1 protein-coding gene is annotated in these 1,141 nt (G+C 51.2%); it reads left to right on the forward strand.

Going from position 1 to position 1,141, the window contains the following annotated elements; translation table 11 throughout:
- A partial coding sequence (gene istA, locus D1136_RS10770; protein ID WP_161877619.1) for an IS21 family transposase occupies positions 1-1,141 on the forward strand: 1,141 nt, incomplete at both ends.

Here is a 1,141-nt window from a genome sequence, read left to right on the forward strand (position 1 = left end):
TGGACCGTCTGATGCCTGAAATCTGCAAGGCTTTAAGCAAGAAGGGAATGACCACCCTCCAGCAATGGGACAAATACCGTGCGGTCCATCCTGACGGTTACGGTCTGACCCAGTTTCGTTTAGCCATCCAGCGTTACCGGAAGATCGCCCATCCGTCGATGCGCATGGAACACAAAGCGGGCGACAAGATGTTTGTCGATTATTGCGGTGATAAACTATGGATTTATCCGTATAATGAACCTCCCCGCCAGGTGGAGGTCTTTGTTTCGGTACTCGGTTGCAGCCTGTTGACGTACGTTGAAGCGACCAATAGTCAAAGCAAAGAGGATTTTATCTCCGCATGTGAGAATGCCTTTTATTATTACGGCGGAGTTCCTCAGGCGGTAGTTCCCGATAATCTGAAGGCGGCCGTCAGCAAAGCGGGCCGTCATGAATCCGTTCTGAACGAGGAGTTCGAGCGTTTTGCCGAACACTACGGAGTAACGGTCTTTCCTGCCCGTGTACGTAAACCCAAAGACAAGGCCCTTGTGGAGAATGCCGTCAAACTGACCTACAAGGACATCTACACCAAGCTCGAGTCATTGCATTGTCCCGACTTGCAAAGTCTCAATGCCGCGATCCGTTCGGCTCTGGAGTTGCATAATAACGGCACCTTGACAGGCAGGAACTATTCCCGTCGTACCTATTTTGAAGACATCGAGCGGGATGCATTGGGATCTTTGAATCCGCTCCGTTATCAGGTGAAGAAACAAGTCTCGGCCACAGTAGGCAAGGACGGTTACATACGCTTGCGCGAGGACGCCCATTTCTACAGTGTCCCGCACACATACATAGGCAGGAAGCTGACCATCCGCTATACCTCAAGCGATGTGGAAGTCTTTGACAATTACACATTGGTAACCAGGCACACCCGTAACCGCATGGAATTTAAACACACAACCAATCCCGAACACTTGTGTCCCGGACATAAGGCTATTCTGGAATGGTCTCCGGAAACCTTCCTCAAGGAAGCTTCCGAAGTGCACGAAGACGTGGAACTTTATATCCGTAAGATATTGGAAGAGAAACGTTATGTGGACCAGGCGAACAAGACCTGCTCCGGCATCCTGGGACTGGCACGCAAGGTGGGCCCCATGCGCCT

This window comes from Odoribacter sp. Z80 (assembly GCF_009935865.1).
Classification (GTDB): domain Bacteria; phylum Bacteroidota; class Bacteroidia; order Bacteroidales; family Marinifilaceae; genus Odoribacter.